Consider the following 22689-nt stretch of genomic DNA (forward strand, 5'->3'; position numbering starts at 1 on the left):
AGGCGTTTCGAAGGGCGCGAGTTGCCGGCCTGACTAGCAGATCGCCGGTCGGACGACAATGGGATATAAAGAAATCTTTATCCGTGCATGTCTTCGGAAGCGATTTTCGGAAAGCACGATGCGCAAATTCGAGTCCAAAGGACGCGCGGCGCTCCAGGCGTCAGGATTCTTCGCCGAAGCGGGAGGCGATCAGTTTCTCCAGTGCATCGATGACCTGCTCGGCCTCCGGGCCGCTGGCGGTGACGCGAATCGAATAGCCGGGGCTCGCCGCCAGCATCATCAAACCCATGATCGAGGTGCCGCCGACCTTGACGCCGTCCTTCTCGACATGGACGGAGGCGTCGAAGCCGCTGGCAACCTGAACGAACTTCGCCGAGGCGCGGGCATGCAGGCCACGCTGGTTGACGATTGGAAACTCCCGGACGATGTCATCCTTCTTGGCCGACAGCGCGTTCATTTGCTGCTCAAAAGCTGGCTGGCGACATTGATGTATTTGCGGCCGGCTGCCTGCGCCTCGTCCAGCGCTGCGCTCATATTGTCGCCCTTGCGAATGCTGGACAGCTTGATCAGCATCGGCAGGTTCATACCGGCAATGACCTCGGTACGACCGGATTCCATCACCGAAATGGCGAGATTGGAGGGCGTGCCGCCGAACATGTCTGTCAAAACGATGACGCCCGCCCCCGTGTCGACACGGGCAACGGCGTCGACGATGTCGCTGCGGCGCTGCTCCATATCGTCATCGGCGCCGATCGCCACGGTCTCGAAACTGTCTTGTGGCCCGACGACATGTTCCACGGCATGGCGGAATTCGGCGGCCAGTTGACCGTGCGTTACAAGCACGAGTCCGATCATTCTTTGGTGGCTCCCGTCATCGCCGCTTCATAAGGCGTTTCATACTCGCCGGCCATTCCAGGCGGCGGGAGCGCTATCTTGTCGACGCGAGACGCGTTGACAAGCCCAAAATTGCATAGGCCTAGGCCATTTTGACGCATTGCAGCAAAAAACCGGAACCGGATCATAGAAAAGGCGCGATGGAGAGCCGTGCCATCACCGCCGGCAAGGCCGTGGCGGCGTTGCGCTCGGCAAGGTCGATACGCGGCACCGGACAGCCTGCCACCGGTTCGCTGATTTCCTCCTGGAAACGGGCCATTTCTGCCTTCGGCACCAGCCGGACATGCAGGTCGATCACTCCACCCGGCTCGAAGGGCAGCGGGCGCGGCATGAACCCAGGCACTTCGGCGAGACCGGCGATGGTCGCCGGCACGCGACAGACCAGCCGCCCGGCGTGGGCCACGGCGAGCAGCCTGTCATCGCCGATAAGCCGCGAAAACAGCCCGCGCGCGCGGCAATGATCCAGGAGCGTCAGCGCCAGCGTCGTCTTGCCGGCGCCGGACGGTCCGGTGATGAGGACGCCGCGCTCGCCGATCAGCAGCGCCGTTCCATGAATGTTTTCAGCGCGCATAGATCAGCCTTCGGCCGGCAGTGTCACGACGAAGCGCGCGCCCTTGATTTCGCCGGGTTTGGTGCCCGGGATGTTCTCGGCGGTCAGCGTGCCGCCATGGGCTTCGACGATCTGCCTGCTGATCGACAGGCCAAGCCCTGAATTCTGGCCGAACGCCTCGCCGGCCGGCCGGTCGGTGTAGAAGCGTTCGAAGATGCGGTCGATGTTGTCGGCTCTTATACCGGGACCATTGTCGTCGATGGTGATGATGTTGACCTTGCCGGCGCGCGCCAGCGAGATAGTGATGTGGCCGCGCTCTTCAGGAACGAAGGAGCGGGCATTCTCGATCAGATTGGTGATGACCTGGCCGATCCTCAGATCGTGGCCGGCGACGAAGTAGCCCTTGACGCCCTGCGGCGGCTTGGCGACCTTGAACTCGATCTCGACCGTCTTTTTGTTGCGCGTGGCCGTGCGTGAAACGTCGACCAGATCCGTGATGAACTTCTTGAGATCCACGGTTCCTGCGTCTTCCCGCGCGAGTTCGGCGTCAAGACGGGAGGCATCGGAAATGTCGGTGATGAGACGGTCCAGCCGCCTGACGTCGTGCTGGATGATATCCATCAGCCGGCTGCGCGACGTGTCGTTCTTGGCCAGCGGCAGGGTCTCCACTGCGCTGCGCAGCGAGGTCAGGGGGTTCTTCAACTCGTGCGAGACGTCAGCCGCGAAACTTTCGATCGCCTCAATGCGGGCATAGAGCGCATTGGTCATGTCGCGCACGGCGATCGACAGATTGCCGATCTCGTCCTGCCGGTCGGAGAAATCAGGGATTTCCTCGCGGTTCTTGACGCCGCGCCGCACCCTGACCGCCGCCGCCGACAGCCGGCGCAGCGGGTTGGCGATGGTCGAGGCGAGCAGCATCGACAGGATGGCGGTGACAAGGGCGGCAATGCCGAAGACGCGCAGGATCGCCTTGCGCTCGGCCGCGACGATCCTGTCGATGTCGCCGCCTTCCGTCGACAGCATCAATACGCCGAGAACGGCGCGGAAGCGCTGGATCGGCACGGCGACCGAAACAATCTGCTCGCCCTGTTCCGAGATCCGCACGATGGTCGACGGGCTGCCGGTAAGCGCCTTGACCACCTCCGGAAATGCAGCGCCATTGCCGCCCGGCTGCTCATGATAGAGCGGCAGCGCGGTGTTGCGGAAGAAATCGAAGACGAATTTCTGGATACGCTCCAGAAGGTCGGGCTCTTCCGCGGAGACCGGCGGCAGGTCGTAGCGAAGGATCTGGCCGCGCGAATAGAGATGGCGGGAATCGAGCAGCAGGTTGGCGTCGCGGTCATAGATGCGGGCACGCGTCCGCGTCGGCGAAATCAAGCGCCTGAGCACCGGCGCGACGCGCTCCGGATTGATCGGGAAATCCAGATTGTCGAGCTGATCGGAGCCGGGACCCAGGCTTTCGCCGGCCTGCAGTTCCAGCAGTTTTTCCGGATCGATGCTGATCGAATCGGTCTCGACCGTCGCCGATGCTGCGATCGCGCCGGCGATGATCTCGCCCTGGGTCATCAGGCTCTCGACGCGGGCATCGATCAGCCCGTCGCGAAACGTGTTGAGGTAGAGAATGCCGGTGACCAGGACGGCCAGGCCGGCGAGGTTGAGGAAGAGAATGCGCCGCGTCAGGCTGGAAAAGATATGGTGGCCGAGGAAGCGGCGCATCGGCACCGTGATCCTCGACAGGAATGCGGGCAGAATCCGCGACGGGCGCCGGCCGCCCGTCCGTCTCACTCGCTCTACGTCCACTGCCATCGAATAGCAGCCCCCGCTCGGTCTTTAGTTTTGAGCATGTCGTTGTCCCAAAACCGGGACCACTTTTGGACGACATGCAATAACGTTTTCGATGCATGTCGTTGTCCCCAAAACCGGGACCACTTTTGGGCGACATGCATCAATTCATGCTTCGCGGAACCGGTATCCGACTCCGTAAAGGGTTTCGATCATCTCGAAGTCATCATCGACGGCCTTGAACTTCTTGCGAAGCCGCTTGATGTGACTGTCGATGGTGCGGTCATCGACATAGACCTGCTCATCATAGGCCGAATCCATAAGCGCATCACGGCTTTTTACCACACCGGGACGCTGGGCCAGAGAATGCAGGATCAGGAACTCGGTGACGGTAAGCGTCACCGGCTCGCCCTTCCAGGTGCAGGTGTGGCGCTCCTGGTCCATGACAAGCTGGCCGCGCTCGAGCGAACGTGCCTGCTGGTTGGGCGTCTTGGCCGACGCCTCGCGGGCGCTGGCGCGGCGCAGCACGGCCCGAACCCGCTCGACCAGAAGACGCTGCGAGAAGGGTTTGCGGATGAAGTCGTCGGCGCCCATCTTGAGGCCGAAAAGCTCGTCGATCTCGTCGTCCTTGGACGTCAGGAAGATCACCGGCAGGTCGGATTTCTGGCGCATCCGGCGCAGAAGCTCCATGCCGTCCATGCGCGGCATCTTGATGTCGAGGATGGCGAGATTCGGCGGACGCGCCGCCAGGCCTTCCAGCGCCGATGCCCCATCCGTGTAGGTTTCGACGCGATACCCCTCCGATTCGAGGGCGATCGACACCGAAGTCAGAATGTTGCGATCGTCGTCGACAAGCGCGATTGTTGCCATTTCAAGTGGCTCCCTCATGAGCTGTCCCTTCTTTGGTCGAGAAGGGGCTTTTGCAGGACAAATTAGGTACAAAATGTGGCACAGGCTCAGTCCGCTGTCACGAGCGGCATGCCGGCGGCCACAATCTCACCTCGATATGGATTGGACTGATAAAGACCGCCAATCCTTTGGGCAACCGCCTGATTTTTTGCATATATAAACGATTTAAACAACTTTCAAAATATTTAAATCGATTAATTATTTGATATCATTTGGCTTTTCTGGTTCTGACGCTTACAGTCTCCGTCGTGGGGGCTCCGGAAATTCGCCGGCCAGGATGCTCAAATCGAAGAAGGAACCCTCATGTCGGAAGCCGGCAAACGCAATCCCGCATGGGCGATCGATCGGATCGGCCTGAAAACCACGGGCGCGGTGCGCTATAATTTCGGCGTGGCGGCCCTTTACGAGGAAGCGATCCGCCGCGGCGAGGCCCGGATAACCGCGCATGGCGCGCTCGTCGCCGAAACCGGGCAGCACACCGGCCGCTCGCCCAAGGACAAATTCATCGTGCGCGACGAGACCACCGGGCCGCATGTGTGGTGGGACAACAACAAGGCGATTTCGCCGTCACAGTTCGACATGCTGCTCGCCGATTTTCGCGCCCATGCTGCGGACAAGGATCTTTATGTGCAGGATCTGGTCGGCGGCGCCGACGAGGACTTGAAGCTGACGACCAGGGTCGTCACGGAGCTTGCCTGGCACTCCTTGTTCATCCGCAATCTGCTCATTCGTCCGGAAGCCGCCGAGCTTGAGCATTTCGTGCCTGACATGACGATCATCGACCTGCCGTCGTTCCGCGCCGATCCCGTCCGCCACGGCACCCGCACCGAAACGGTGATCGCCGTCGATCTCTCGCGCATGATCGTGCTGATCGGTGGCACCTCCTATGCCGGCGAAATGAAGAAATCGGTGTTCACCGTGCTCAACTATCTGTTGCCGGCGAAGGGTGTGATGCCGATGCATTGCTCGGCCAATGAAGGCGCTGGCGGAGACGCGGCCATCTTCTTCGGCCTTTCGGGAACCGGCAAGACGACGCTGTCGGCCGACCCGTCGCGCACGCTGGTCGGCGACGACGAGCACGGCTGGGGTCCGGATGGCATCTTCAATTTCGAAGGCGGCTGCTATGCCAAGACGATAAAGCTTTCGGCCGAAGCCGAGCCGGAGATCTTCGCCACCACGCAGCGCTTCGGCACGGTGCTGGAGAATGTGGTGCTCGACGCGGACCGTGTGCCGGATTTCGACGACGGCAGTCTCACCGAAAACACGCGCTGCGCCTATCCGCTCGACTTCATCCCCAACGCCAGCAAGACGGGCCGCGCCGGTCACCCGAAAAACATCATCATGCTGACCGCCGACGCATTCGGCGTGATGCCGCCGATCGCCCGGCTCACTCCGGCGCAGGCGATGTATCATTTCCTCTCCGGCTATACCGCCAAGGTGGCAGGGACCGAAAAGGGCGTCACTGAACCCGAAGCGACGTTTTCGACCTGTTTCGGCGCACCGTTCATGCCGCGCCATCCGTCGGAATACGGCAATCTGCTGCGCGAGCTGATCGCCCATCACGGTGTCGATTGCTGGCTGGTCAACACCGGCTGGACCGGCGGCGCTTATGGCACCGGCAAGCGGATGCCGATCAAGGCGACGCGCGCGCTGCTTGCCGCGGCACTCGACGGCTCGCTGAACGGGGCCGATTTCCGCACCGACGCCAATTTTGGTTTCGATGTGCCGGTGGCGGTCGCTGGCGTCGACCGCGCCATTCTCGATCCGAGATCGACCTGGGCCGACACATCAGCCTATGACCTGCAGGCGGCGAGGCTGGTCGGCATGTTCGCCATCAATTTCGAAAAATTCGAACCTCATGTCGACGCCATTGTGCTCGGCGCCGCCCCGCGCATGCGCGAAGCCGCGGAATAATCGCCGGGCGGATATCCTGCACCTCAAGGCCCGGACCGGGATCCGGGAGGCCCGACCCGGGGAACGGGAACGCCCGACCCCGGGGATCGGGCCTTTTCTTTTTTCGCTTGCCGCGCCATGACTGCGGCATGAACGCCGACGACAAGATCATCATTGCCGACGATGCGGTGATCCATCCGGATGACCTGCATGAGGACTTCATCCGCTCGTCCGGCCCTGGCGGCCAGAACGTCAACAAGGTGGCGACGGCGGTGCAATTGCGCTTCGATGCGGCGAATGCGCCGGGCCTGTCGGAGCGCGTCCGCGAGCGAACCATAAAGCTGGCTGGCCAACGGGCCACCAAGGACGGCGTCATCGTCATCGAGGCCGGACGCTTCCGCACGCAAGAGCAGAACCGGGCTGACGCCCGCGCGCGGCTTGCGGAACTGGTCGCCAAGGCCGCCGAACCGCCGCCGCCGCCGCGCAAGAAGACGAGGCCGTCGAAAGGCGCGGTAGAAAGGCGGCTGAAGACTAAAGCTGGGCGCGGCACAATCAAGAAACTGCGCGGCCGGGTGGACGACGATTAGAGCGACGTGCGTCCACGATGTGGCAGGCGCGACATCGATCCCGCGGTCGAGACGGCTTCCAATTCAAGGTTGCAGATGGCAAGTTCTGTATTCGCCACAGCAAGGGAGACCACAGATGGGCATGTTTGATTTCGTCAAGGGCGTCGGCAAGAAGCTCGGCTTCGGCGACGATGAGCCGGAGCCGACCGCCGATACGCTCAAGAAGGAGCTCGATTCGCACGCGCTCGGCACCGACAATGTGGAAGTCGTCGTCAAAGGCGATACGGCCGTCCTGAAAGGCGTGGTCAAGGATCAATCGATCTTCGAAAAGGCTGTCATCGCCGTCGGCAACACGCTCGGCGTCTCCAAGGTGCAGGCAGACGAATTGCAGGTCGCCGCACCCGAGTCCGGCACGCCCGCTACCGCGGCCAAGGAACCGACCTTCTACACGGTCAAGAAAGGCGACAACCTCTGGAAGATCGCCGAAAAGAGCTACGGCAAGGGCAAGGGTGCGAAGAACCCGATCATTTTCGAGGCCAACAAGCCGATGCTGACCCACCCGGACAAGATCTATCCGGGGCAAGTCCTGCGCATACCGGACCTCGACTAAGAGACTGTTTGGAAACTCTACTCCGGCGGCTATCTGATAGCGTTTTCTGCGCTTCCGGTGCTCACGTGCTTAAGTACGCTCCGCTCCGGTTCTCGAAACCACCACCATATGACTCGCCAGAGCGAATTTCGAAACAGTCTCTAAGCCCGGTGCAATCGCGACAAGAGAAGAACGGCGGCTTTCGGGTCGCCGTTCTTGTTTGTTGGTGGCATTATCCGCCAGATGAACCTAATGGAGCGACCAAGCTGATGCTCGTTCTGCCCAAAGGTGTCCGCCACATGCCCGGCTACCTGTCCCGTGCGGTGCAGGAAGCGCTGGTCGAGGATGTGAGACGGGTCGTCCAGGAGGCTCCCCTGTTCGTGCCGGCCATGCCGCGCACCGGCAAGGAGATGAGCGTGCGCATGACCAATTGCGGCCCGCTCGGCTGGGTCACCGACAAGGAGCACGGCTATCGCTACCAGCCGACGCACCCGGTGACCGGAACGCCCTGGCCGCCAATCCCGGACGTGCTGCTCGAGTTGTGGCGGGACGTGTCTGCCTATCCGCATCCGCCGGAGGCTTGTTTGGTCAATTTCTATTCGCCGGACGCGAAGATGGGCCTTCACCAGGACCGCGACGAGGAGGATTTCGCCGCGCCGGTCGTGTCGGTCTCACTGGGCGACGATTGCCTGTTCAGGGTCGGCCAAAGCACGCGCGAAGGCGGCACAAAATCGTTCAGGCTGAAAAGCGGCGACGTCGTCGTGCTTGGCGGCGAAGGCCGCCTCTCTTTTCACGGCGTCGACCGCATCTATCCCTCGACCTCGGCGTTGCTCAGGAATGGCGGACGGATCAATCTGACGCTGAGGCGGGTGACGACGCCGACGTGAGGCGCCCGACCGTCAACGGGCCGGGGCGGACATAGTCATCGCGTAGATAGATGCGCAGGGCACCGTCTTCGGCGAGCACGTGGTAACGGGCCAGGATCGCGTCAAAGCCAAAACGCTCGGTCAGTTGGCTTGTCCAGTTGGTGTTGTTTTTCTTGAAGATGATGACATCCGCGCGCAGGCGCTCAAATTCTTCGCGCTTGCTTTCGGCGTAGCGCACCATGATGGCTTGGTAACGTGTCGCCTCGGCGGTGTCACCGGAGAGGACCGCCTGCTGGGACAGGCGGAGCGAGAACGCTCCAAGCCAATCGCTGACATGGGTCGAAACGAACTGCCCGTCGATCATGCGGTTCAGCGGATGTCCAGAGGAAATGTCCGGGCTGACCAACGCGACGGTCGGCCGATCGGTCGCGGCGCGAATGGCGGCAACCAGCGCGGGGTCTGGCTTCTGAGTGCTCCAGTACGGCAAGAAAGCGATCGCCACCCCCGCCAGCGCCCAAGCTCGCGAAGGTGCCGTCACAAATGACAACAGCCTTGGCTGCTGCTGCTCGATCCTGGGCAATGCCAGCAGGCAGAGAATGGCTGCCACGGCGCAAAAGATGGCGGGATAGGCATGATAGGCCCAGCCTTTCGCCTGGTAGAACAGCGGGAACATGCCGGCGACCGACGCGGTCATTGCTACCGCCGCCAGCTCCGGAAATCGCCCGGCCGGCCACAGCCACCACGTCAGGAATACGAGAAAGCCCCACGTAAAACCGTAGACGATCACAATCGGCAGAAAGACGCTGACCTTTGCATAAACATCCGCCATCAGGGGATAAACGTCGCGCAGGAATTCCGGATGGATCAATGTGACCGCGCCGAAATAAGCGATGCAGACGCCGCCTATGACCCAGTGCTCCGGAGCGAAAACCGATTTCAGACTGCATTGGCGTGCTGCGACGAGCAGTGCCGGCGCCAACACCATGATCGCGTAGTAGGGCTTGATCAGCAACAGAACACTGCCCGACAGGCCGGCAAGGGCTGCAAGACCCAAGCCTGGTTGCGCCGTTGCATCTCGGCGCGCGCGCCAGGCATGAAGTGCGAGCAGCGGCATGAAAAGCGCTATGCCGATATGCTCTCGCTCGCTGAAGGCGTTGCCGGGAAAGACCACCAGCATTGCGTAGAAAGCTGGCGCCAATGCAAATAGTGATGCTGCTTCGGCGAAACCCGCACGCTTGACGATCACGCCCGAGAACGAAAGTCCGACAAGTGCGGCAAGATAGGTCCAGGCCTGAACCAGGACTTCCGGGGCGATTCCCAGCAACCTGGCCGCAGCCACTGGCGGCAGATAGAGCCATACGCTGAATGGAGGGTTGGTCTCGTAGATTTGCGTGTAGAGCCGCTCACCAGAGAGTATCCGCTCGCAGACGGTGATCAGCCAACTCGTATCCGGAATAGTTCCCCAGCGCACCTGACAGGCGATCGACAAGACTGTGAGCGCAGCAATCGCAAGGACATTGCGGCCAGGATGCAGCGACGCCGCAAAATCCCGACTGCCCCACCGGCCCCAGCCGCCAGTCTCGTTCGCGACGCTCACGGTGCTGTCCTGCCCCGGAACGTTGACATATGTGCTCTCCGATAAAACGATTGGATAGCCCTTACCATGTTCTCTGTAGCCTCTCCCTCGATCAGCCAATCGGCCGGACGGAACTAGTTCGAAACGGGCGTCAATTGGCGCGCGCCGCCGCGCAGAAAGACGGTGATCTCCGGCTCGGCGTGCAGCACGTGATAGTCGCTCAAGGCAGCCGCGACCCGCTCGTCCTGCAGCATCAAGGCAGTCCACGAGGGGGAGCCTGACAGCACGATATCGGGCTTCTCCGCTGATATCTCGGCGGCGTATTCGCCGATCACCCGATCGCGGATCCCTTCAAATTTCCGTTTCTGTCCGTATTCATCGGCCTTGCGAGCAAGTATTTCCGCATTGAACACCGCCCAGGCGCCCGGGTGACGCGACATGAACCTGCCGCCGACCAGCCTGGTGAGAGGATGGCCCACCTGCATCCGATCCGCGATCGACATGATCGTCGGGTTTTCGATCGTGGCGCTGATTGTGGCGGCGGACCGCTCCATCGGCTCGTTGTCCGCAGTCAGCGCAGCGTATTGTGCTCTAATCGTTATTTGCAGCACCAACACGCAGCCGAAGACAAGGCCGGCTTTGCGAACGAAGCCTGCAGCGCGGAACTCACCGAACCGCGGAAGCTGGACAGCGAATGCAAGTACCGCCACAACCACCATCGGCAGCGCGTGATTGGGCCAACCCTTGCCCATGACGACGAAGGCGGGGATGAACCCGAGAGCGGCCAAGAGCGGAATCCGGACGTCCCAATGCAATCGCCTGATGTCGCCCGCTGCCAGCAGGACGGCCGCGGCCAGAAGCAGCACTATCTTCGGCCAGTTTGCCATCATCTCGACGACCGAAGCTCTCAGCGGCAGATACACCTCCCTGACGAAGGGCAGTATTTCGCTGAAATAGGCGCGGTCGAAGATCGCAATGGAAGCCACATAGATGACGATGACCGCAGCGCCGAGAAGATTTTCCACGGCGAAGAACGGCTTTAGAGACCGTCGATGGAGCGCAAGGCACAGCGAGGGCAGCAGGAAGGCCAGGGCAAAATGCGGCGGTTTGAGCATGATAACGGTGGCCGCGCCCAGCCCCGCCAGAACGCGCTCCACGGTCGAGCCTGCGACGAAGTCCGGCGTTCGCTGGCGTGCGCACTGCAATGCCAACCAGGGCAGAATGGCAATCAGCGCGAAATGCTCGCGCTGGCCGAATTGGTCCGGCAGGAAACACAGGACCATGAACAGCGCGACCGGAGCTGCCAAGAGAGCGTTAGGCTGTCGGTAAATCGGGTCGACGCGGGCGAGAATGCGGGCGGAAACAACCAGGCTGGCCAAGCTCAGGCAGACGACACCGAGCGTCAGCCAGACTTCGGCGCGTATGCCGCTAAGCTTTTCCAAGAGCATAAACGGCATGTAGAGAAAGATCGAGAAAGGCGGATTGGTCTCTATGATGTCGGTGTTCAGTCGCTCTCCGCCGAGCAACCGATCACACGCAACCAGGAGCCATGACACATCGACATTGGTCGGCGTCACAACCGTCGATAACCAGGCAGCATACGCCACGACCACGCCGGCCAGCAACAACGGAGCAGCACCTGCGCCGCCGACAAACCGCGAGAAACGGCCTATGGTAGGCAGCGGTTCACCGAGGGATCGCGCGCTAGAGACCACGAAACACCCAGCGCCCGAGGACGACATAGTTGATGACCGGCACGGCAATGCAGGTAAGCAGGATCGGGACTGAAGCAGGGACGCCGAGCATCTGGGTCAAAAACCCCGGCAGAGCGACCGCGATAGCGAGGCCCGAAGCGGTGAGCAGGAGGAAGCGAGGCAGTTCCATTGCGTGGCTGCCGCCAGAGATGAATGTGAAATATTTATGCCCGGTATAAGAGAACAGCGCGGCGATGGCATAAGCCGCAAAGGATGTGAGTGCTGCCGGCAGGCCAGCCGTTGCCTGTCCACGCGACAGCAGGAAAGCGCAAACGGCATAGATCAGCGTCGATGCAATCCCGATCAGGGCAAAGCGCGACAGGCGACGATACGAGCCAGTAGCCGACATGGCGCGGTCAGGCCGCCAGTTTCTCGTCGAGGCGGCCGGTGTCGACGGCGCCATCCCTACGAAACACGGCCAGCAGCGAGACACCAAACGGCAGGCTTGCGTTTGGCACGATACGGCCCTCCGCCGAAAACACAGCCTTCATCGCCGCATTGACCGGCTTCGGCGGCGTCGCGTGGCCCGCTGGCCTGGCCGGTCGGCGCAGCCTGTCCAGCAATCGTGCCAACACAGCTGCGGGAAACAGCGCGGCATTGGTGTAGCTCAGCCGGTCGATCGTGAAGCCGGCCTTTTCAATGCGCTCACGCAGCAGATTGCGGGAATAGCGCCGCATGTGATGCAGCCCCACGTCGTGGGTGCTCCACAGCCATTGATGTGCAGGCACCGTAAGGATGACGCGGCCACCTGGTTTCAGCATTTGGCGGATTGCGGCCAGCGATGCTTCGTCCTCCGCGACATGCTCCAGCACGTCGAACAGGCAGATGAGGTCACAACTTTGCGGCGCGACAGGAATATTGTCCGGCAGATGGCCAGCAAGAAAGTCGCGGCCGGTCTTTTCCCCGGCGATCTCGCGCGCGAGATCGCTCATTTCCACCGCCGTCACCGCGCCGAACTGCTCCAGCATCTGGATGTTGCCACCGGTGCCGGCGCCGATCTCGACGATGCGCGCCTTTGCGGGCAGGTCGAGGTGGCGAATGACCGCCTCCGCGATGGCACGCCGCCCACAGAACCACCAATGCTCGTCTTCGGTGGCGGCCATCTGTCGGTAGGCGTCGAGCTCCATCAGTTCATCCCCTCATATTTGCGACGCACGATGTAGATCGGACGCTGCTTGATCTCGGCGTAGACCCTGCCGAGGTACTGTCCGATGATGCCGATGCCGAGCAATTGGATGCCGCCAAGGAAAAGAACACTGACCAGCAGCGAAGCGTAGCCTGGCACGTCCGCGCCAAAGATCATCGTCTTGGCGACGATCAGCAGGCCGTAGAGAAACGACAATGCCGAGATCGTCGCGCCGACATAGGTCCAGATTTCAAGCGGCGCGGTGGAGAAGCTGGTGATACCTTCGAGCGCGAAGTTCCACAGCCTCCAGCCGGAGAATTTCGACTGGCCGGCGATGCGCCGATCGCGGACATATTCGACGGTCGCAGTGCGGAAGCCCACCCAGGCGAACAGGCCCTTCATGAAACGACGGCGTTCGGGCAAGGAGCGCAGCGCTTCGATGACCTGACGATCGATCAACCTGAAGTCGCCGACATCGTGCGGGATCTTCTGCTGCGCGATCCAGTTGTGAACGCGGTAAAACGTCGAGGCGGAGCGCTGCTTTAGAAAACTGTCGCTCGACCGATTGGCTCGCTTGGCCAGAACGACCTCGAAACCCTCGCGCCATTTTTCGACAAGCAGCGGAATGACATGCGGCGGGTCCTGCAGGTCGACATCGATGGGAATTGCGGCATCGGCATCGCAGCTGTCGAGACCGGCGGTCATCGCGGCCTCCTTGCCGAAATTGCGTGAAAGGTCGATCACCCGAATACGCGGATCGGCTTGCCGGGCTTCGATCAGCCGTTCGAGCGTCGCATCGCTGCTGCCGTCATTGACGAAGATGAGATCGAAGGTAACGCCATGTTCCTGCAGCGGATCGATGCTTTCGCATACAGCCTTCAGAAATGGCGCGATCGCGCCTTCCTCATTGTGCACCGGCACGATCAGCGCAATCGTGGCGGTCCCGCTCCCCGGATGTGCGACGCGGTCAGCTGCCGGTCGATCAATATGAAGGAATGGCGCGTTCATTGTTTGCCGGAGCCCGCAGATCAGGCTCGACAATAGAAAGGCTGGGTTAAGATGACTTTAAGGAATGGCTCGGAATTTCACAGCTTCCTGAGCGCCACTTCCTCGACCAGATGATTGGCGCCCTTGCGCAGGATGAGATCGGCGCGGGCTCGCGTCGGCAGGATGTTCTCGCGCAAATTCTTCAGGTTGATGTTGGCCCACAAGCCTTCGGCGATGGCGCGGGCCGCTGCTTGCGAAAGTTGCGAATAGCGGTGGAAGAAGGAGTCCGGGTTGCGGAAGGCGGTCTCGCGCAGCCGCATGAAGCGGGCGATGTACCAGTGATGGATCAGCTCCTCTTCGGCATCGATATAGATGGCGAAATCGAAGAAATCCGACAGGAAAGGCACGATCTTGCCGTCCTTCGGCAGCTTGCCGGGCTGAAGCACGTTGATGCCTTCGAAGATCAATATGTCCGGCCGGTCGATGGTCTGGAACTCACCGGGAATGACGTCGTAAGTCAGGTGCGAATAAACAGGCGCGCGGACATTGCGCTGCGCCGATTTGATGCCCGACAGGAAACGCAGCAGGGCGCCGACGTCATAGCTGTCGGGAAAGCCCTTGCGTTCCATCAGGTTGTTGCGGCGCAGGATTTCGTTGGGAAGCAGGAAGCCGTCGGTGGTGATCAGATCGACTTTGGGGCTCGAGGGCCAGCGCGCCAGCAATTCCTTGAGCACGCGCGCCGTGGTCGATTTGCCGACCGCGACAGAGCCGGCAATGCCGATGATGAACGGCGTTTTGACGATATCCACCGCGTTGAAGAAGGCCTGGCGCTGCCTGAACAGCAGTTGGCTCGCCTCGACATGGGCCGACAAAAGCCGCGACAGCGAAAGATAGATGCGCTTGACCTCTTCGAGGTCGACCGGGTCGTTGAGTGAGCGCAGACGACGGATCTCGTCCGCGCCGAGCGTCATCGGCGTGTCGGCACGGAACTGCGACCATTGCTCCGCCGAGAAAAAACGAAAGGGCGAATATTTCTCGGTGGGGGCGAGCTGGTCCATCGAGTTTCCTACCCTCCGCAGCGATCAGCCCCGGTCCTGCCGAGACGCCTTTTCGGCGATGCCCGAACGACTGGTGCGGCGCTCGAGTTCGGTCAGGATATCGGCAAGCGGAACGCCGGCGACGCCTAGAACGACGAGCCAATGATAGATGAGATCGGCGCTTTCCGAAACGAGCGCTTGTCTGTCACCGCCAACGGCCGCGATCACTGTTTCGACCGCCTCTTCGCCGAACTTCTGCGCCGCCTTGTCGATGCCGCGCGCGAACAGTTTTGCCGTCCATGAATCCGCATCGCCGGAATGCGCGCGTTCCCTGATGATTATCTCCAGATCGGAGAGCGAAAACTCAGCCATGGCGCCATCTATCTGCTTGTTTAAGCATGATCTTTCCCGAAAACCGGTTCCCGCTGGCGGTCATGCTTAGAGCCGATCAGCCGTTGAGTCCAGTCGCATCGGCAGCCCGGCGCGGGCCATATGCGCCTTGGCTTCGGCGATGCTGTACGTGCCAAAATGGAAGATCGATGCCGCCAGCACCGCACCGGCATGGCCATCGCGAATGCCCTCGACCATGTGATCAAGCGTGCCGACGCCGCCGGAGGCGATGACCGGCGCACGCACGGCGTCGGCTACCGCGCGGGTGAGCGCAATGTCGTAGCCGGCCTTGGTGCCGTCGCGGTCCATCGACGTGAGCAGGATCTCGCCGGCGCCGCGATCGACCATCTGCCGAGCAAATTCGACTGCGTCGATGCCGGTCTTCTCGCGGCCGCCATGGGTGAAAATCTCCCAGCGGTCGGCCTCGTCTTCACCCGATACTTTCTTGGCGTCGATGGCGACGACGATGCACTGGTTGCCGAACTTGTCGGCCGCCTCGGCGACGAAATCGGGATTCTTCACCGCCGCCGTGTTGATCGACACCTTGTCGGCGCCGGCCAAAAGCAGCCTTCTTATGTCGGCGACCTGGCGCACGCCGCCGCCGACGGTCAGCGGCATGAAGCATTGTTCGGCCGTGCGGGCGACGATATCGAAGATCGTCTCGCGATTGTCGGACGAGGCGGTGATGTCGAGGAAACAGAGCTCGTCGGCGCCGGCGGCGTCATAGGCCTTTGCCGCCTCGACCGGATCGCCGGCATCGACCAGGTCGACGAAGTTGACGCCCTTGACGACGCGGCCGTTCTTGACATCGAGACAGGGGATGACGCGGGCTTTCAGCATCAAATCCTCTCAAGCGCGGCAAGAAAATCGCCAAGCAATTGCCCGACGACAGGCGGAACCTCGCCCTTGGCGTCAAATGCCGGGTCGTAGGCAGACAGGGTGACGCCGACAATCGGGATCGACCTGGCCAGTCCGCAAACGAGTTGCCGCAGTTGATCCGGGTTTGGGCCTCCCGGCTGCGCATAGCGGTTCACTTGCAGCACATCCGGATCGTGAACGTCCAAATCCAGATGCAGATGTGCCCGAACCGCGCCGGCCGCCTTCAGCTTTCCGACATTGTCGAGCGCATCGGCGCATTGGGTGCGAATGACAGGCAATGTGTCCAGCAGGCGCTTTTCATCGGGATCGAGGTCGCGTGCATCGACCAGCATGCACCGCGATGGATCTATCGCCTGGAAGCGGGGAATCGCTGATGTCATCGGACGCCAGCAGAGCCCCAGCGTCGTCGCCAGCGCCATGCCGTCGAGGAAGCCGTAGGCGGACGTCTCGGGCGTGTTGAGATCGCCATGCTGATCGACCCAGATGATCGAATCCGCGGCGTTGCCGGCCACCGCACCGGCGGCGGTCAGGCAATTTCCGGCGAGCACGATGGGAAAACGCTCATCGTCGCGCGCCAGATCGACCTTGGTGGCGACTGCCCGGCAAACCGCGAAGCCCGTCGCGATTTCGCGTCTCTGGGCATCGCCGACCTCGCCGATGTCCTCGACGACGACATCGTGGCCGCGGAAAGCAAGTTCATCGACGAGGCCGCCGGCAATGATGGCGTCGGGGCCCTGGCCACAGCCGGCATGGTAAAGGCCGCTGTCATAGGGTGCGAGGATGATCGAGAGTTTCATCGCGCCCTCGCCTTCTCCGGTGCTGCCGCCAGGATCGCCAGTGCCTCGGCCGGATCGATACGCCCGTCATAAAGCGCGCGGCCCGAGATGGCGCCTTCGAGTTTTTGCGCATCGGGCATGGTCATGCGCACGATGTCGGCAATCGAGGCCAGACCTCCAGAGGCGATGACCGGGATCGAAACCGCTTCGGCGAGATCGATGGTGGCGTCCCAGTTGATGCCGGTCAGCACGCCGTCGCGATCGATATCGGTGTAGATGATGGCGGCAACGCCGGCGCCCTCGAATTTCTTCGCCAGTTCGATGACGCCGAGGCTCGAGGCCTCTGCCCAGCCCTCGACCGCCACCTTACCGCCCTTGGCGTCGATGCCGACGGCGATCCTGCCGGGGAATGCCTTGCAGGCCTGCCTGACCAGATCGGGATCGCGCACGGCCACCGTGCCGAGAATGATGCGGGCCAGCCCGCGATCGAGCCAGTCCTCGGCCTGCGCCAGGGTGCGGATGCCGCCGCCAAGCTGCACCGGGTTTCTCGTCGCCTTGAGGATGGCGCCGACCGCCGCGCCGTTGACGCTCTGGCCCTTGAAGGCGCCGTTGAGGTCGACCACATGCAGCCATTCAAAGCCCTGTTGCTCGAAGGCTCTGGCCTGCGCGGCCGGGTCGTCATTGTAGATCGTCGCGGTCGCCATGTCGCCGTGCTTCAGGCGCACGCACTTGCCGTCCTTGAGGTCGATGGCCGGGAACAGGATCACCGTTCAAGCGCCTTCGACAATGACGAAGTGACCGGTCGAGGCGGCAAGCCTGTACTTCAAAGCCGCCCGGTATTCAGGTGACTCGTAGCATTCTATCGCCCTGTCGTAGGACTCGAACTCCACCAGGACATGGCGGTTGCCTGTCGGCCCTTCCGGGTTCGCGTGACGCCCGGCCCGCACGGGAAACTTCGCACCATATTTCGCAAAAGCCGCGGCGTTCGCCTCGATATATTGCTTGTAGACCTCAGGATCGCGGACATCGACCATCGCCATCCAGTAGCCTTTCTTGCTCATCCTAGGGCCTCCAGCTCAGGAAATTGGTGATCAGCGCCAGGCCAAGCGCCTGGCTCTTTTCGGGATGGAACTGCGTGCCGGCGAGATTGTCGCGGGCGACCGTAGCCGTCACCGGACCACCATAGTCGGCAATCGCCAGCACGTCGTCCGCTTTCCTGGCGTCAAGATGATAGGAATGAACGAAATAGGCGTGCAGTCCCTTGGCGCCGGTCGGAATGCCGGAAAACAGCGGATGCTTGTGCGTGAGCTCGATGGTGTTCCAGCCGATCTGCGGGATTTTCAGCGCAGGATCGGCCGGGGCGATCTCCTTGACATCGCCGGCGATCCAGCCAAAGCCTTTTGTAACAGTCTTCTCCAACCCCCGCTCCGACATCAGCTGCATGCCGACGCAGATGCCGAGGAACGGCCGCCCCTTGACGATCGCGACCTCCTCGACCGCTTCCCACATGCCGGCCACAGCGCGCAGCCCGGCCGCGCAATCGGCGTAGGCGCCGACGCCGGGCAGGACAACGCGGTCGGCGGTTCTGACACGCTCGGCATCGGCGGTCAGGTCGATGGCGGCGGCGATGCCGGCTTCGTGCGCGGCGCGCTCGAAGGCTTTGGTGGCCGAGCGCAAATTGCCCGAGCCGTAGTCGATGATCGCGACCCGCATGTCAGGGTCTTCCCGGCGTGTGGTTCAGCCCTAGCGCTATGCCCATATGTGCTGGCCGGGCATGGACAGCGTCGGGAACGATGCGTTGCGCGGGCGCTTGCTCATCCGAATGCGCTTCGGCTTCCAGCACATAGCGCGTATCGGCATCATCGAGCCTGTCGGCCTCGACGACGCCCCATTCATGCCAGCCACGGCGGCGCAGTGCGGCAATCCGCAAGGCCTGCCCTTCCAGCCCGACATAGAGCGATACAAGCAGCGACAGCAGCGGACCTGCCAGCCCCAGGCTCAATCCTTCAGCAAGCATCGAAAGGAGAGCCATGGCGACAAAGGCCAGGGCTGCCTCGATCCACAACCGGTGCCAGAGCAGCCACAGCGGCGGCACGAGGAAGCCGAGCCAGGAAAAACCATCACGGACAAAGGCCGTCATATCAGGCTTTTCGCCGCGGCCCGGCGGTTCCATCACGACATAGATGGCCATGGCCTATCCCTTCAGAGATCCCTTGGTGGAAGGAACCGCGTCCGGCTGGCGCGGGTCGCTTTCAAGTGCTGCGCGCAGCGCGCGGGCCACTGCTTTGAAGCAGGTCTCGGCGATGTGGTGATTGTTGGCGCCATAGTGATTGGTGACATGCAGCGTGATGCCGGCATTCTGCGCCAGGGCCTGGAAGAATTCGCGCACCAGTTCGGTGTCGAACGTGCCGATCTTCGGTGACGAGAACGCAACGTTCCAGACAAGGAAAGGACGACCGGAGACGTCAATCGCGGCGCGTGTCAGCGTCTCGTCCATGGCGAGATCGATCGAGGCATAGCGCATGATGCCGCGCCGCTCGCCCAGCGCCTGGGCCAGCGCCTGGCCGAGCGCGATGCCGGTGTCCTCGACCGTGTGGTGGTCGTCTATGTGCAGATCGCCCTTGGCCTTGACCGTCATGTCGATCAGTGAATGGCGCGAAAGCTGGTCCAGCATGTGGTCGAAGAAGCCGACGCCCGTCGAAATATCGGATTTTCCCGAGCCGTCGACCTGGACCGATACGGAGATGTCGGTTTCCCCAGTCTTGCGGCTTGCGTTGGCGGAACGGGGCGGCATGACCTCATCCTTGTCCAGAGTTCAGACGTTCCAAGCGCCCACGTGCTTGAAAACGAGAGCCTTCTAGCAGCATGATCCGGCGATTGCCAGTTGCCATGCCAGGGGATATCGAGCCTGGCAGATGACCGGTTTGCAATCATCGGGCCTATGCATACATATGGCCGATCAAGTCACTCGTAACGCGCCAATTGCCTTCGGGATCGGTGCTGATCGGAGCAGAAAATGTCTGATAAACTGACCATGCACGCCACGACCATCGTGACGGTGCGCAAGGGCGGCAAGGTGGTCATCGCCGGCGATGGCCAGGTCAGTCTCGGCCAGACCATCATGAAGGGCAACGCCAAGAAGGTGCGCCGCATTGGCAAAAGCGGCAATGTCATTGCCGGTTTCGCCGGCGCCACCGCTGACGCCTTCACCCTTCTGGAGCGGCTCGAGGCCAAGCTCGAACAATATCCGGAGCAATTGACGCGGGCCTGCGTCGAGCTCGCCAAGGACTGGCGCACCGACCGCTATCTGCGCCGGCTGGAAGCGATGATGCTGGTCGCCGACAAGTCGGTCTCGCTGGCGCTGACCGGCACCGGCGATGTGCTCGAGCCCGAACATGGCGTCATGGCGATCGGTTCGGGCGGCAACTACGCGCTGGCCGCGGCGCGCGCGCTGATGGACAGCGACAAGGATGCCGAGGAGATCGCCCGCAAGGCGATGCAGATCGCATCCGACATTTGCGTCTACACCAACAACAATTTCGTCATCGAAACACTCGATGCCGGCTGAGCAGGCCGTGCCATGATCCCGAAAAGTGGAAACCGGTTTTCGGCGGAAATCATGGCCAAACAAGAGAATAGATATGATTTTCGGCCGGTGACCGAGGCGGACTTGCCGATGATCGCGGCATGGTTGGCCGAGCCGCATGTCGCCGAGTGGTGGGATGATCCCGAGACGGAGATCGCGCAGATCCGCGAGCATATCGACTCGATTTCCGTCGAACCGCTGATCATCGAGCTCGACGGCGAGCCGATCGGCTACATGCAGAGCTACGACCCGCATCTGGAGGACGGCCATCCCTATAGCGACCAGCCGTTCGGCACGCTCGGCATCGATCTGTCGATCGGCAGGCCTGAGCTTGTCGGACACGGCCACGGCTCGGCAATTGTGCGGCAGTTCGTGGAACAGCTGTTCGAGGAAGGGGCGCCGCGTGTCATCATCGACCCGGATCCGGCCAACGGACGAGCCATCCGCGCCTATGAAAAGGCCGGTTTCAGAGCTATCGATCGAAGGCAATCGGAATATGGCGACGTTTTGCTGATGGCGATTGATGTCGAAGTGGGCGACGCCGAAGAGGGGCAGTAACAGCATGAGCACAACCGGCGCCGACAAATCCGTCTCGGCCTACGAAGACAGCTGGCGGATGGGACTTCTGCTCGTCCTCGGCCTGATCATATTCCAGGCCGGAGCCCTTTACGGCATGGGCCGAACGCCAATCTGCACATGCGGCTATGTCAAGCTATGGCACGGCATCGTGCAGAGCTCGGAGAATTCCCAGCATATTTCCGACTGGTACACATTCTCGCACATCATCCATGGCTTCCTGTTCTACGCGCTGGCGTGGGCTCTGTTCCCGCGCTCGCCGATCGGGCTCAGGCTGGCATTTGCGGTCGTCATAGAGGGCGGTTGGGAACTTCTCGAGAACAGCCCTTTGATCATCGAGCGCTATCGCGCCGGCACAATTTCCCTGGATTACTATGGCGACAGCATCATCAATTCGGTGGCAGACACGCTGGCGATGGTGGTGGGATTTGTGATGGCGCGGAGGCTTCCTATATGGGTGATCGTGACCCTCGCTCTCATCTTCGAATTCGGTGTCGGCTACATCATCAGGGACAATCTGACACTCAACGTGATCATGCTGCTGCATCCGTTCGAGTCCATCCGGCAGTGGCAAAGTGGAATTTAGTGATATGAGCACATTCTCGCCCCGCGAAATCGTTTCGGAACTCGATCGCTTCATCATCGGCCAGAAGGACGCCAAGCGCGCCGTGGCCATCGCCTTGCGCAACCGCTGGCGCCGCCAGCAGCTCGAAGGCCAGATGCGTGAAGAGGTGATGCCCAAGAACATCCTGATGATCGGCCCGACCGGCGTCGGCAAGACCGAGATCTCGCGCCGCCTGGCACGCCTTGCCGGTGCGCCGTTCGTCAAGGTCGAGGCGACCAAGTTCACCGAGGTCGGCTATGTCGGCCGCGACGTCGAGCAGATCATTCGCGACCTGGTCGAGATCGCCATCGGGCTGGTGCGCGAGAAGATGCGCGAGGATGTCAAGGCGCGCGCCCATATCAATGCCGAGGAACGCGTGCTGGAAGCGCTCGTCGGCAAGACGGCGAGCCCGGCCACGCGCGACAGTTTCCGCAAGAAGCTGCGCGACGGCGAGCTCGACGACAAGGAGATCGAGATCGAAGTGGCCGACACCGGCACGGGCGGCATGCCCGGCTTCGAGATCCCCGGCATGCCGGGCGCCAATATCGGCGTGTTGAACATCAACGACATGCTGTCGAAAGCGATGGGCGGCCAGAAGACCAAGACGCGCAAGACGACGGTGAAGGAATCCTACACGCTGCTGGTCGGCGACGAGTCCGACAAGCTGCTCGACCAGGATGAGGTGGTGCGCAGAGCGCTCGAATCGACCGAAAACGACGGCATCGTCTTCCTCGACGAGATCGACAAGATCGCCTCGCGCGAGGGCGGCATGGGCGCCGGTGTTTCCCGCGAAGGCGTGCAGCGCGACCTGCTGCCGCTTGTCGAAGGCACAACGGTCGCGACCAAATACGGACCGGTGAAGACGGACCACATCCTGTTCATCGCATCGGGTGCGTTCCACGTCGCCAAGCCGTCCGACCTGCTGCCGGAACTGCAGGGCCGTCTGCCGATCCGCGTCGAGCTGCGGGCGCTGGAGAAGGACGATTTCGTCCGCATCCTGACTGAGACCGAGGCCAGCCTGATCAAGCAGTATATCGCGCTGATGAAGACCGAGGGCGTCGACCTCGTCTTCACCGACGACGCCATCGATTCGCTGGCCGGCATTGCCGTCGATCTCAACGCCAGCGTCGAGAACATCGGCGCCAGGCGGCTGCAGACGGTGATGGAGCGGGTGCTGGACGAGATCTCCTATGACGCGCCGGATCGCCACGGCACGTCGGTGACCATCGACGCCGCCTATGTGCAAAAGCATGTCGGCGACCTGTCCAGAAACACGGATTTGTCGCGTTTCATCCTGTAAGACGGCGCCGGCCAAGCCCGGTGCCCGGGCGACGGGCGATTTCCGGACA

26 protein-coding genes are annotated in these 22689 nt (G+C 61.9%); 8 read left to right on the forward strand and 18 right to left on the reverse strand.

What is annotated here, in order from left to right:
* Positions 1-160: 160 nt before the first annotated feature.
* The 5 genes from CIT25_RS10455 to CIT25_RS10475 all read right to left on the reverse strand — a co-directional run bounded on the left by CIT25_RS10455 (position 161) and on the right by CIT25_RS10475 (position 4096).
* A complete protein-coding gene (locus CIT25_RS10455; RefSeq protein ID WP_095484472.1) occupies positions 161-457 on the reverse strand; it encodes an HPr family phosphocarrier protein in 297 nt (98 codons plus the stop codon).
* A complete protein-coding gene (locus tag CIT25_RS10460; RefSeq protein WP_029347440.1) occupies positions 454-855 on the reverse strand; it encodes a PTS sugar transporter subunit IIA in 402 nt (133 codons plus the stop codon). Before CIT25_RS10460 ends, CIT25_RS10455 begins: the two co-directional genes overlap by 4 nt.
* A gap of 163 nt (positions 856-1018) precedes the next feature.
* Positions 1019-1465, reverse strand: a complete 447-nt coding sequence (locus CIT25_RS10465; protein WP_095484473.1) for an HPr kinase/phosphorylase — start codon at positions 1463-1465, stop codon at positions 1019-1021.
* 3 nt (positions 1466-1468) lie between these two features.
* Positions 1469-3250 (reverse strand): sensor histidine kinase, encoded by a 1782-nt coding sequence (locus CIT25_RS10470; protein WP_095484474.1) that lies wholly within the window; start codon positions 3248-3250, stop codon positions 1469-1471.
* 144 nt (positions 3251-3394) lie between these two features.
* A complete protein-coding gene (locus CIT25_RS10475; protein ID WP_023796909.1) occupies positions 3395-4096 on the reverse strand; it encodes a response regulator transcription factor in 702 nt (233 codons plus the stop codon).
* Positions 4097-4438: 342 nt separating this feature from the next.
* On the opposite strand from CIT25_RS10475, the gene CIT25_RS10480 reads away from it, so the two are divergent.
* The 4 genes from CIT25_RS10480 to CIT25_RS10495 all read left to right on the forward strand — a co-directional run bounded on the left by CIT25_RS10480 (position 4439) and on the right by CIT25_RS10495 (position 8070).
* Positions 4439-6049: a phosphoenolpyruvate carboxykinase gene (locus CIT25_RS10480; RefSeq protein WP_095484475.1), complete on the forward strand. Its 1611-nt coding sequence runs from the start codon at positions 4439-4441 to the stop codon at positions 6047-6049.
* A 128-nt stretch (positions 6050-6177) separates the two neighbouring features.
* Entirely contained in the window at positions 6178-6615 is a 438-nt protein-coding gene (gene arfB, locus CIT25_RS10485) for an alternative ribosome rescue aminoacyl-tRNA hydrolase ArfB (protein WP_077374749.1), read from the forward strand.
* Between the two features lie 115 nt (positions 6616-6730).
* Complete coding sequence (lysM, locus tag CIT25_RS10490) at positions 6731-7204, forward strand: peptidoglycan-binding protein LysM (RefSeq protein WP_095484476.1); 474 nt, start codon at positions 6731-6733, stop codon at positions 7202-7204.
* Positions 7205-7452: 248 nt separating this feature from the next.
* Positions 7453-8070: an alpha-ketoglutarate-dependent dioxygenase AlkB family protein gene (locus CIT25_RS10495; RefSeq protein WP_095484477.1), complete on the forward strand. Its 618-nt coding sequence runs from the start codon at positions 7453-7455 to the stop codon at positions 8068-8070.
* Between the two features lie 1689 nt (positions 8071-9759).
* Here the strand turns inward: CIT25_RS10495 and CIT25_RS37450 are convergent.
* From CIT25_RS37450 to hisB, 13 genes are all read right to left on the reverse strand, one after another.
* Entirely contained in the window at positions 9760-11253 is a 1494-nt protein-coding gene (locus CIT25_RS37450) for a hypothetical protein (protein WP_245329818.1), read from the reverse strand.
* A gap of 76 nt (positions 11254-11329) precedes the next feature.
* Complete coding sequence (locus CIT25_RS10510) at positions 11330-11728, reverse strand: GtrA family protein (protein ID WP_095485060.1); 399 nt, start codon at positions 11726-11728, stop codon at positions 11330-11332.
* A 7-nt stretch (positions 11729-11735) separates the two neighbouring features.
* Positions 11736-12506, reverse strand: a complete 771-nt coding sequence (locus CIT25_RS10515; RefSeq protein WP_095484479.1) for a class I SAM-dependent methyltransferase — start codon at positions 12504-12506, stop codon at positions 11736-11738.
* Positions 12506-13513, reverse strand: coding sequence for a glycosyltransferase family 2 protein (locus tag CIT25_RS10520; RefSeq protein ID WP_095484480.1), 1008 nt, complete (start codon positions 13511-13513; stop codon positions 12506-12508). Before CIT25_RS10520 ends, CIT25_RS10515 begins: the two co-directional genes overlap by 1 nt.
* Positions 13514-13590: 77 nt before the next feature.
* Complete coding sequence (coaA, locus tag CIT25_RS10525) at positions 13591-14550, reverse strand: type I pantothenate kinase (RefSeq protein WP_095484481.1); 960 nt, start codon at positions 14548-14550, stop codon at positions 13591-13593.
* A gap of 24 nt (positions 14551-14574) precedes the next feature.
* Complete coding sequence (locus CIT25_RS10530) at positions 14575-14901, reverse strand: phosphoribosyl-ATP diphosphatase (protein ID WP_095484482.1); 327 nt, start codon at positions 14899-14901, stop codon at positions 14575-14577.
* A gap of 66 nt (positions 14902-14967) precedes the next feature.
* Positions 14968-15762, reverse strand: a complete 795-nt coding sequence (hisF, locus tag CIT25_RS10535; RefSeq protein ID WP_164759251.1) for an imidazole glycerol phosphate synthase subunit HisF — start codon at positions 15760-15762, stop codon at positions 14968-14970.
* Positions 15759-16595, reverse strand: coding sequence for an arginase family protein (locus tag CIT25_RS10540; RefSeq protein ID WP_095484484.1), 837 nt, complete (start codon positions 16593-16595; stop codon positions 15759-15761). Before CIT25_RS10540 ends, hisF begins: the two co-directional genes overlap by 4 nt.
* The gene (gene hisA / locus CIT25_RS10545) at positions 16592-17341 is read right to left on the reverse strand and encodes a 1-(5-phosphoribosyl)-5-[(5-phosphoribosylamino)methylideneamino]imidazole-4-carboxamide isomerase (RefSeq protein WP_095484485.1); all 750 of its coding nucleotides are present in this window, start codon (positions 17339-17341) and stop codon (positions 16592-16594) included. The genes CIT25_RS10540 and hisA overlap by 4 nt, the downstream gene beginning before the upstream one ends.
* A 3-nt stretch (positions 17342-17344) precedes the next feature.
* Entirely contained in the window at positions 17345-17635 is a 291-nt protein-coding gene (locus CIT25_RS10550; RefSeq protein WP_095484486.1) for a DUF1330 domain-containing protein, read from the reverse strand.
* 1 nt (position 17636) lies between these two features.
* Positions 17637-18287 carry an imidazole glycerol phosphate synthase subunit HisH gene (hisH, locus tag CIT25_RS10555; RefSeq protein ID WP_095484487.1) on the reverse strand — a complete coding sequence of 217 codons (651 nt, stop codon included), beginning with the start codon at positions 18285-18287 and terminating at the stop codon, positions 17637-17639.
* A 1-nt stretch (position 18288) separates the two neighbouring features.
* Positions 18289-18765, reverse strand: a complete 477-nt coding sequence (locus CIT25_RS10560; protein WP_095484488.1) for a DUF2628 domain-containing protein — start codon at positions 18763-18765, stop codon at positions 18289-18291.
* A gap of 3 nt (positions 18766-18768) precedes the next feature.
* Positions 18769-19368 carry an imidazoleglycerol-phosphate dehydratase HisB gene (gene hisB, locus CIT25_RS10565; RefSeq protein WP_095484489.1) on the reverse strand — a complete coding sequence of 200 codons (600 nt, stop codon included), beginning with the start codon at positions 19366-19368 and terminating at the stop codon, positions 18769-18771.
* A gap of 222 nt (positions 19369-19590) precedes the next feature.
* Here hisB and hslV point away from each other — a divergent pair, with 222 nt between their 5' ends.
* The 4 genes from hslV to hslU are packed head-to-tail and all read left to right on the forward strand — an operon-like array spanning position 19591 to position 22640.
* The gene (hslV, locus tag CIT25_RS10570) at positions 19591-20142 is read left to right on the forward strand and encodes an ATP-dependent protease subunit HslV (protein ID WP_095484490.1); all 552 of its coding nucleotides are present in this window, start codon (positions 19591-19593) and stop codon (positions 20140-20142) included.
* A 51-nt stretch (positions 20143-20193) separates the two neighbouring features.
* Positions 20194-20718 (forward strand): GNAT family N-acetyltransferase, encoded by a 525-nt coding sequence (locus CIT25_RS10575; protein WP_095485061.1) that lies wholly within the window; start codon positions 20194-20196, stop codon positions 20716-20718.
* Positions 20719-20722: 4 nt separating this feature from the next.
* Complete coding sequence (locus tag CIT25_RS10580; RefSeq protein WP_095485062.1) at positions 20723-21322, forward strand: DUF2585 domain-containing protein; 600 nt, start codon at positions 20723-20725, stop codon at positions 21320-21322.
* A 4-nt stretch (positions 21323-21326) separates the two neighbouring features.
* Entirely contained in the window at positions 21327-22640 is a 1314-nt protein-coding gene (gene hslU, locus CIT25_RS10585) for an ATP-dependent protease ATPase subunit HslU (protein ID WP_095484491.1), read from the forward strand.
* The last annotated feature ends 49 nt before the right edge of the window (positions 22641-22689 follow it).

The sequence above is a fragment of the Mesorhizobium mediterraneum genome (assembly GCF_002284565.1).
Lineage (GTDB): Bacteria > Pseudomonadota > Alphaproteobacteria > Rhizobiales > Rhizobiaceae > Mesorhizobium > Mesorhizobium mediterraneum.

Coding starts and splice junctions, on each gene's coding strand:
- CIT25_RS10455 (WP_095484472.1), bottom strand. CDS start 457: ATGAACGCGCTGTCGGCCAAGAAGGATGACATCGTCCGGGAGTTTCCA.
- CIT25_RS10460 (WP_029347440.1), bottom strand. CDS start 855: ATGATCGGACTCGTGCTTGTAACGCACGGTCAACTGGCCGCCGAATTC.
- CIT25_RS10465 (WP_095484473.1), bottom strand. CDS start 1,465: ATGCGCGCTGAAAACATTCATGGAACGGCGCTGCTGATCGGCGAGCGC.
- CIT25_RS10470 (WP_095484474.1), bottom strand. CDS start 3,250: ATGGCAGTGGACGTAGAGCGAGTGAGACGGACGGGCGGCCGGCGCCCG.
- CIT25_RS10475 (WP_023796909.1), bottom strand. CDS start 4,096: ATGGCAACAATCGCGCTTGTCGACGACGATCGCAACATTCTGACTTCG.
- CIT25_RS10480 (WP_095484475.1), top strand. CDS start 4,439: ATGTCGGAAGCCGGCAAACGCAATCCCGCATGGGCGATCGATCGGATC.
- arfB (WP_077374749.1), top strand. CDS start 6,178: ATGAACGCCGACGACAAGATCATCATTGCCGACGATGCGGTGATCCAT.
- lysM (WP_095484476.1), top strand. CDS start 6,731: ATGGGCATGTTTGATTTCGTCAAGGGCGTCGGCAAGAAGCTCGGCTTC.
- CIT25_RS10495 (WP_095484477.1), top strand. CDS start 7,453: ATGCTCGTTCTGCCCAAAGGTGTCCGCCACATGCCCGGCTACCTGTCC.
- CIT25_RS10510 (WP_095485060.1), bottom strand. CDS start 11,728: ATGTCGGCTACTGGCTCGTATCGTCGCCTGTCGCGCTTTGCCCTGATC.
- CIT25_RS10515 (WP_095484479.1), bottom strand. CDS start 12,506: ATGGAGCTCGACGCCTACCGACAGATGGCCGCCACCGAAGACGAGCAT.
- CIT25_RS10520 (WP_095484480.1), bottom strand. CDS start 13,513: ATGAACGCGCCATTCCTTCATATTGATCGACCGGCAGCTGACCGCGTC.
- coaA (WP_095484481.1), bottom strand. CDS start 14,550: ATGGACCAGCTCGCCCCCACCGAGAAATATTCGCCCTTTCGTTTTTTC.
- CIT25_RS10530 (WP_095484482.1), bottom strand. CDS start 14,901: ATGGCTGAGTTTTCGCTCTCCGATCTGGAGATAATCATCAGGGAACGC.
- CIT25_RS10540 (WP_095484484.1), bottom strand. CDS start 16,595: ATGAAACTCTCGATCATCCTCGCACCCTATGACAGCGGCCTTTACCAT.
- CIT25_RS10550 (WP_095484486.1), bottom strand. CDS start 17,635: ATGAGCAAGAAAGGCTACTGGATGGCGATGGTCGATGTCCGCGATCCT.
- hisH (WP_095484487.1), bottom strand. CDS start 18,287: ATGCGGGTCGCGATCATCGACTACGGCTCGGGCAATTTGCGCTCGGCC.
- CIT25_RS10560 (WP_095484488.1), bottom strand. CDS start 18,765: ATGGCCATCTATGTCGTGATGGAACCGCCGGGCCGCGGCGAAAAGCCT.
- hisB (WP_095484489.1), bottom strand. CDS start 19,368: ATGCCGCCCCGTTCCGCCAACGCAAGCCGCAAGACTGGGGAAACCGAC.
- hslV (WP_095484490.1), top strand. CDS start 19,591: ATGTCTGATAAACTGACCATGCACGCCACGACCATCGTGACGGTGCGC.
- CIT25_RS10575 (WP_095485061.1), top strand. CDS start 20,194: ATGGCCAAACAAGAGAATAGATATGATTTTCGGCCGGTGACCGAGGCG.
- CIT25_RS10580 (WP_095485062.1), top strand. CDS start 20,723: ATGAGCACAACCGGCGCCGACAAATCCGTCTCGGCCTACGAAGACAGC.
- hslU (WP_095484491.1), top strand. CDS start 21,327: ATGAGCACATTCTCGCCCCGCGAAATCGTTTCGGAACTCGATCGCTTC.